Raw genomic sequence first — 7,381 nt, forward strand, 5'->3', positions numbered from 1 at the left:
CGAATAGAGCAACTGGATCTATTTTAAAGCACCGCTACCTTTAGGTGGTAAATGAATTAACCCGCTTCGAGCGGTTCACGGTTTTCAAGCCTCCGGCTTTGCCGGAGGTATTTGACTTCCACAGGTGATAGTTGTCACTTTTTTCTTCACTCGCAGGTAAGTCGGCAGGAGGCTTAAAGGCGAAATTTAAACGGATACTTTTGCGGTAATTGTCTGGTTTTAGAGTGATGCGGTCCTGCCATAGTACCTCTTCATGCATACTATCCCCATCCATACCTTGATGTATAGAGCGGTGTATACAGTTTAGGCTGAGGATGGCCTGTGGCGCATTTTGGGCAAGTATGGGTAAATCAATATAGCCTGCGCAAAGGCCACCAACTTGAGCGGGAAAAGGGTTTAAGGTGATAGGTGTTGTGCCGAACTTGTACCACGCTAGGGTTTCCTTGGTGGCAATAATTATGATCCATAAGCCAATAAGGGGAAACAATGCAAAAAAGTAAAATACGGGGTTAGCCTCGAATGCTTTTAATATATTGTCACCACCCATGATAATGGCATACCAAGTTATGGCATTCCAAAAGATGGCAAATAGCCAGTACTGCCAATATTGCTTAGCTGATTGGGAAAATATCTGATTGCTGGTAATATTGGACATACTTTTAACCTATTATTTAATTAGCGGCATGGTTAATGTCGAATTTCTAGCTTAAGTAATAGACACTTTATTTTTATAATGCAATTTAAACTTGATCAATTAAATTTCGATAACCGTTTTATTCAGGAACTATCCGGCGATAAAATCACAGGACATACACCTAGGCGACAAGTTGAAGACGCTTGTTATTCTTTAGTCACACCAACGCCTGTGAGTCATCCTCAGTTAGTTGCATATGCTAAAGAAGTCGCTGAGTTGTTTGATTTGTCAGCAGAGGACTGTTTGCATGATTATTTTACTCAAGTGTTTTCTGGCAACCAACAAGTAAAGGGAATGGAGTCTTATGCAATGTGCTATGGCGGACATCAATTCGGTCATTGGGCTGGCCAACTGGGGGATGGTCGAGCAATTAACTTAGGTGAAGTGGTTAACCAAAAAGGTCAGCGTTGGGCTTTGCAATTGAAAGGTGCAGGTTTAACGCCGTATTCGCGTACTGCGGATGGTTTGGCTGTTCTACGCTCTTCGGTACGCGAGTTTTTATGCAGTGAAGCGATGTTTCATTTAGGCGTACCGACGACTCGTGCTTTGAGTTTGATTACTACGGGTGAGCAGGTTATCAGAGATATGTTTTATGATGGTAATCCGCGTGCTGAATTAGGAGCAGTGGTTTGCCGAGTTGCGCCTTCATTTGTACGTTTTGGTAGCTTTGAAATTCATTCGGCACGACAAGATATAGAGTTGTTACGTCAGTTAGTAGATTACACAATTCGTACTGATTTCCCGCATTTAGGTGAGCCTAGCACTGAAGTTTATCAAACTTGGTTTCATGAAGTATGTGCTAAAACGGCGGAAATGATTGTCCATTGGCAGCGTGTAGGTTTTGTTCATGGGGTGATGAATACCGATAATATGTCGATTTTAGGCTTAACGATTGATTATGGTCCATACGGCTGGGTAGATAATTATGATCCCGATTGGACACCTAATACCACGGATAGAGAATATCGGCGTTATCGTTTTGGCCATCAACCGCAAATTGCAGCATGGAATTTAACTCAATTGGCCAATGCGATTTACCCCTTGATTGAGCAAGTCGAGCCTTTACAGGAAGGTTTAAATATTTACAGTCAAGCTTTTATTGTGGGCTATCAGGAAATGATGGCAGAGAAGCTAGGCCTGCAAGTTTATGATGCGCAAACGGATAAGGCATTAATTGATGATTTAGTAAAAGTATTGGTTTTAGTGGAAACTGATATGACCATTTTTTATCGTTTGTTAGCGGATATTTCAACTGAAACTGAGTTAAGTGATGCAGATTTACTGATTCAATTATCTGCGGCTTATTATCAGCCTGAGCAATTAACTGAGCTGATTAAAGCAGATATTATTGCTTGGTTACGTCGTTATATTGCCCGAGTACAGCAAGATAAAAGTGATGATATGTACCGCAAGCAAGCGATGAATGCGGTCAATCCAAAGTATGTGCTACGTAATTATTTAGCGCAGTTAGCTATTGATAAAGCAGAGCAGGGGGATCATAGTATGGTGCAAGAATTATTGGAAGTGTTGCGCCATCCTTATGATGAACAACCTGAGCATCAAGCATGGGCTGAGAAACGTCCAGATTGGGCGCGAACTAAAGCAGGCTGTTCGATGTTATCGTGCAGTTCTTGAGATAAGATAAAAATGCCTGAAACTACGCTGCAAGTTACCCAAGGGTGCTTTCAAATATTACGCTTTCCCAGTGCAAAGAATGAGAAATTACAAGCTTGGGATGCGGCGGATGAATATTTATTACAGGATGTGGCAGAAAAATTAGATGTAAACGATCAACCTAGTGTGTTGATTCTTAATGATAGCTTTGGCGCTTTGGCGGTGGCTTTAAGTGCATATAAGCCGAGCGTTGTGTCTGATTCTTTTATTTCGCAAGCAGCTACCCGGAAAAATTTAGCTTTAAATCATATAGCTATTGATTCTGTTAGTTTGTTTGATAGTCTAGTGTTACCACAAGATAAGTTTGATTTTATTTTAATTAAAGCGCCAAAAACATTAGCGTTTTTAGAGGATATGCTTATACGCTTGCAAGATAATTTAACGCTCAATACTCAAGTCATTGTTGCAGGCATGGTGAAAAATTTATCCGCGTCTGTGTGGCAGATGATGGTGCGTTATATAGGGGCAACTAGACCCTCTAAAGCGGTTAAAAAAGCGCGTTTAATTTATGCACAAGTTGCTAAAGATCGAATTGTACCGGTTAATCCTTATCCCGTTTGTTATCCATTGGAAAACTCGCGTTATCAGATTTGTAATCATGCCAATATTTTTTCACATAAAAGTTTAGATATTGGCACGCGTTTTTTCTTGGAGCATTTACCACAAGATGACAAATATCAGCAAGTGGTCGATTTAGGCTGTGGTAATGGCGTGGTAGGGCTGATATTGTCTGAGAAAAACCCTAATGCACAGCTGCATTTTGTCGATGAATCTTTTATGGCGGTTGCATCTGCTAAAGCAAACTTTAAGCAGGCAGTCACAACGATTAATGCTAGTTTTCAAGTGGGCGATGCTTTAACGGGGTTTGACGATAAATCAATGGATTTAATCTTGTGTAATCCCCCTTTTCATCAGCAAAACACAATTGGTGGGCATATTGCTTTGCGCATGTTTGAGCAATCCCAAAAAGTCTTAAAGCCTGATGGTGAGTTATGGGTGATTGGTAATCGCCATTTGGGGTATCATGTTAGTCTTAAAAAGTTTTTTTCTAAAGTTGAAGTATTAGTGTCTAATGCAAAATTTGTCATTATTAAGGCGACCAACTTATAGTAAAAGGAAACTCAGGCGTAAATAAATACAGCAGATAGCAGCTGGTAAGCATACCCAAAGATGCACTTAAATATTTTACACTGAAAAGCTTAAAGGCCGTGCCAAATGAACGTTTTAATTGTACGTTGCCTAGATCTACACTAAATAATTCATCTAACAATAAGTGGACAATAAAGCCAAAACCAATAAAAATTCCGCTGAGCCAGGCAAAAATAATAGCGGTACTCAGTAAATAGTAAACGCTAAAAGTAGTCAGTAAAGTAAATAAAACAGCCCCTAAGATTGAGTGAAATGCACCACGATGCACAGTCACTTTTTTAAATAGGGCTAAGATCGGATAACGCACTAGAAAAAAGGTGCCGCTAGCAATAATAAACACATGCTGAACTTTATATTGACCATGATAGGCAAGAATGGTGAGCATGGAAATAAGTGTTGCTAGCGAGGTGAATAGTATTTTTAGTGGGCTTGAGTTATCTGAGTCTATATCAGGGAGCAATCCGCCTATCGTGCCTAAGAAAATAAACCAAGGAATATCAAATAAGTCAATGAGATTACTATTGAATAAGCTGATTGCTGCAATACTGCTTGCGCTAGCGGCAACGGAAAGATGAGTATTAAAGTTCGCCATATAATAGGTTTGAGTCGAAAAGCAACCGCCTATCATAGCAATTTTTCAAGGAGTCGTTGAGTGCGTTGTGTTAATTCTCCGGCTGTTATTGAGGACATGATAAAAAAGTCACGTTTTCTTGGCTTTATTTACCCATGTCTTAGTGTTGATGAGGCGCTGGCTTATTTGCATGATTTGCGTCATAAGCATAGCGGAGCAAATCATATTGCTTTCTCCTACCGTATAAGAACGGAGCAAGGGGATGTATGTCGTTTTTATGATGCAGGTGAACCATCAGGTACTGCTGGAAAACCTATTTATCAATATATTGAGGGTAATCATCTGATTAATGTGCTTGTTGTCGTGGTACGTTATTTTGGTGGCATTAAGCTGGGGGCAGGTGGGCTAACTCGTGCCTATGGTAATACGGCTAAAAAGGTGATTGAGGCTGCAGATATAACAGCATTTATTGAATTAGCGAGTGTGAATTTTATCTTAGAATATAAAGACCTACAGCATTTTGAATACCAGTTGGCAAAATATTCGGGAGTCATTATTAGCAAAGATTTTGCTGGGCAAGTTAATTTGCTAGTGCAATTGCCAACTGTGCACACAGATCCGCTATTAGCTCTTTTTCATGGGCAAATAGTGTAGTGTCATAGAATAGCTTGCCTTTAATTCTAATTTTGCAAGCCATTAGGAAAAATATTGTATCGTTTGGTATGTGGGGAATCGTGGCTCATTATTATTTGCATTTTACTTTTAAAATCGGTTTTTTCGCTCTCGCAGTTCGGTAAAGATCGCTAACTCTGATGCCCCTTGCATTGTTAGTGTCTTTTGTATTTCGGGGCTATTTGTCCTTAAAAAAGGGTTGGTCGCTAACTCTTGAGTTAATGTCGTTGGTACTGTGGGCTGCTTACTGGCTCTGAGCTGTTTGACACGTTTAATTGTTGCTAATAAGTCTTTATTTTCCGGTTCAACAGATAAGGCAAACTGCGCATTGGCTGCTGTATATTCATGAGCGCAATAGATCTTAGTGTCTAAAGGTAAGGTTGTGAATTTCTTTAAGGATTGCTGCATCTGATCGGCTGTGCCTTCAAATAAACGTCCACACCCCATAGCAAATAAAGTATCACCACAGAATAAGGCATTTGCTGTTGGCATATAAAAAGCAATATGGCCAGTGGTGTGGCCGCTACAGTTAATAACCTGAATGGGATTTTCGCCAAGTTTTAGCGTGTCAGCTTCGTTTACTTTGGTGGTGATTCCTGGAATACGCTGTTGATCATTAATTGAGCCTATTATTTGGCAGTTTGTTTGTTGTTTTAAGCTTAAATTTCCTCCCACATGATCGGCATGGTGGTGTGTATTTAGTATATAAGTTAAATTCCAGCCGTTTTGTTTGAGTACATCGAGAACAGGTTCTGCAATAGCTGGATCGACTACGGCTGTTTCCCTCGATTTAGCATCATGAATCAGGTAAATATAATTATCCTTTAGAACGGGGATTTGTTGTATTTGTAACATAGAAAAATACCTTAAAAATGTCGGTTGCGCTTAGCTGAACGACTAAACGCAACCGGTTTGTATATGAAAGTTTCGTTTATTTGATCACAAAATACAAAAAGCTTTGTCCGCGTTGTAAATGAATTAATAGTTTCTTACGTGACAAGCTAGCAGCTTTGTTTAACTCTTTGAGTGTTTTCACTTTCATTTTATTAACCGCTAAAATAATATCACCTTCCATTAAGCCAACTTGTGCAGCTGGGCTATTAGCTTGTAAGTCGGTAATCAATAATCCCTCAGTTGTGCCTTGGTAAGGCTGAGTTGGGGTTAACTCTTTTAAAGTCGCTCCTTTTAATAGCGGCATATCAGTAGAAGATGTGGCTAATTGACCCGATGCTGTGCTACCAATGTGAGCGCTTACGGTTATGGCTTGCTTGTTGCGCACTAAATCTATGTCTATTTTTTCGCCAACACGTTTGAGGCCAATATTGGTACGTAATGCACTGGATCCGGTGATTTTCTTGCCATTAATTGCAGTAATAACGTCTCCTGCTTTTATGCCGGCTTTATCGGCAGCACTATCGGGTGTGACTTTTGATACGAGTGCGCCACGAGTGCCCAATAAATCCATAGCCTCAGCAAGATCAGAGTTCAAATCTTGTATTTGAACCCCTAGGAGACCGCGTTTAATTTCTCCATGATTCAATAATTGATCCATAATTTTTTTGGCCATATTAATAGGTATAGCAAAGCCAATGCCAACATTACCGCCTGAGGGGGCAAGGATAGCTGAGTTAATACCTATTAAGTGGCCATGTAAGTCAATTAAAGCACCACCTGAGTTACCAGGATTAATTGAAGCATCAGTTTGGATGAAATTTTCATAGCCTTCAATACCTAAATTGGTGCGCTCCATTGCACTGACCATTCCTGAAGTGACGGTTTGAGTAAGTCCAAATGGGTTACCAATAGCAACAACAAAATCACCGACTTGTAAATTGTCAGAATTTCCTAATGTGATGGCAGTTAAATTTTTGCTATCCACTTGTAATACCGCTATATCCGTTTCTGGATCAGTTCCAATCAGTTTGGCTTTTAATTTTTGTTTGTTTTTTAAAGTGACAAAAATGGTGTGCGCATTAGCAATGACATGATTATTAGTCATGATGTAACCTTTTTTGGCATCCACAATAACGCCAGAACCTATACCTTGTGTTTGACGCTCTCTCGGCTGTTGAGGGGCAAAACGCCGGAAAAATGGGTCATTCCTTAGCGGGTGTGGGCGCATGCTAACCGTACCTTGAGTGGAAATATTGACGACACTCGGCATAACTTTTTTTAGCATTGGTGCGAGTGTTGGGATAGCTTGGTTAGGAGACAAGTTATAGCTGCCATCAGGCGAGTCGCTGAAAGCGCGGGCAGGGCTGTTTATGATAGCTATACTGAGCGTTAAACCTAATAAAAGATATTTTTTCATATTTATAATGCCTTTTTGGTAAATGTGAATTTTTTAAAGTTGTTCTATTCGCCATGCTTGTCGCAGAATATTAAAAATAAGATGGGGGTAGGTCAAGTAATATACAAATGTTATTGTAACTTCTCATTATCCACAGGCAGCGGCCGCACGGATGACTTCCGATAACGGAGGAATATCGCCTATACCCAATAAGCGATCTTTCAAATAATCCCAAAATGATAAGTCATGCTTTCGACAGGTCTTTTTTAGACTGGCAAAAGTATCTCTGGCTTTCCGTCCTGCATCACTTCGGGTGCTTCCACTGATTTTT

The 7,381-nt window shown here is 40.1% G+C and carries 7 protein-coding genes and 1 pseudogene; 3 read left to right on the top strand and 5 right to left on the bottom strand.

Annotation, left to right across the window (positions count from 1 at the left end; all coding sequences use genetic code 11):
- Nucleotides 1-40: 40 nt before the first annotated feature.
- Entirely contained in the window at nt 41-655 is a 615-nt protein-coding gene (locus BQ7314_RS12385) for a hypothetical protein (RefSeq protein WP_174483999.1), read from the bottom strand.
- Nucleotides 656-733: 78 nt separating this feature from the next.
- Here BQ7314_RS12385 and BQ7314_RS12390 point away from each other — a divergent pair, with 78 nt between their 5' ends.
- Both BQ7314_RS12390 and BQ7314_RS12395 read left to right on the top strand, forming a co-directional pair.
- A complete protein-coding gene (locus tag BQ7314_RS12390; RefSeq protein ID WP_174484000.1) occupies nt 734-2,329 on the top strand; it encodes a protein adenylyltransferase SelO in 1,596 nt (531 codons plus the stop codon).
- Between the two features lie 12 nt (nt 2,330-2,341).
- Nucleotides 2,342-3,478, top strand: coding sequence for a methyltransferase (locus BQ7314_RS12395; RefSeq protein ID WP_174484001.1), 1,137 nt, complete (start codon nt 2,342-2,344; stop codon nt 3,476-3,478).
- Here the strand turns inward: BQ7314_RS12395 and BQ7314_RS12400 are convergent.
- Entirely contained in the window at nt 3,459-4,109 is a 651-nt protein-coding gene (locus BQ7314_RS12400) for a metal-dependent hydrolase (RefSeq protein WP_174484002.1), read from the bottom strand. The genes BQ7314_RS12395 and BQ7314_RS12400 overlap by 20 nt on opposite strands.
- Nucleotides 4,110-4,169: 60 nt before the next feature.
- On the opposite strand from BQ7314_RS12400, the gene BQ7314_RS12405 reads away from it, so the two are divergent.
- Nucleotides 4,170-4,742, top strand: coding sequence for an IMPACT family protein (locus BQ7314_RS12405; protein ID WP_245394993.1), 573 nt, complete (start codon nt 4,170-4,172; stop codon nt 4,740-4,742).
- Nucleotides 4,743-4,850: 108 nt separating this feature from the next.
- Here BQ7314_RS12405 and gloB read toward each other — a convergent pair whose 3' ends face one another.
- The 3 genes and pseudogenes from gloB to BQ7314_RS12420 all read right to left on the bottom strand — a co-directional run.
- On the bottom strand, nt 4,851-5,615 hold the full coding sequence (gloB, locus tag BQ7314_RS12410) for a hydroxyacylglutathione hydrolase (RefSeq protein ID WP_174484004.1): 765 nt from the start codon (nt 5,613-5,615) through the stop codon (nt 4,851-4,853).
- 76 nt (nt 5,616-5,691) lie between these two features.
- The gene (locus BQ7314_RS12415) at nt 5,692-7,071 is read right to left on the bottom strand and encodes a DegQ family serine endoprotease (protein ID WP_174484005.1); all 1,380 of its coding nucleotides are present in this window, start codon (nt 7,069-7,071) and stop codon (nt 5,692-5,694) included.
- 126 nt (nt 7,072-7,197) lie between these two features.
- Nucleotides 7,198-7,381: pseudogene (locus BQ7314_RS12420) on the bottom strand (IS66 family transposase); the annotation flags it as partial.

Origin of the sequence: methanotrophic endosymbiont of Bathymodiolus puteoserpentis (Logatchev) (assembly GCF_900128525.1) — a bacterium.
In the GTDB taxonomy this organism is placed as follows: domain Bacteria; phylum Pseudomonadota; class Gammaproteobacteria; order Methylococcales; family Methylomonadaceae; genus Methyloprofundus.

Excerpts from the sequence above, each read along its gene's own strand:
- BQ7314_RS12385 (WP_174483999.1), bottom strand. The coding sequence starts at position 655 with ATGTCCAATATTACCAGCAATCAGATATTTTCCCAATCAGCTAAGCAA.
- BQ7314_RS12390 (WP_174484000.1), top strand. The coding sequence starts at position 734 with ATGCAATTTAAACTTGATCAATTAAATTTCGATAACCGTTTTATTCAG.
- BQ7314_RS12395 (WP_174484001.1), top strand. The coding sequence starts at position 2,342 with ATGCCTGAAACTACGCTGCAAGTTACCCAAGGGTGCTTTCAAATATTA.
- BQ7314_RS12400 (WP_174484002.1), bottom strand. The coding sequence starts at position 4,109 with ATGGCGAACTTTAATACTCATCTTTCCGTTGCCGCTAGCGCAAGCAGT.
- gloB (WP_174484004.1), bottom strand. The coding sequence starts at position 5,615 with ATGTTACAAATACAACAAATCCCCGTTCTAAAGGATAATTATATTTAC.
- BQ7314_RS12415 (WP_174484005.1), bottom strand. The coding sequence starts at position 7,071 with ATGAAAAAATATCTTTTATTAGGTTTAACGCTCAGTATAGCTATCATA.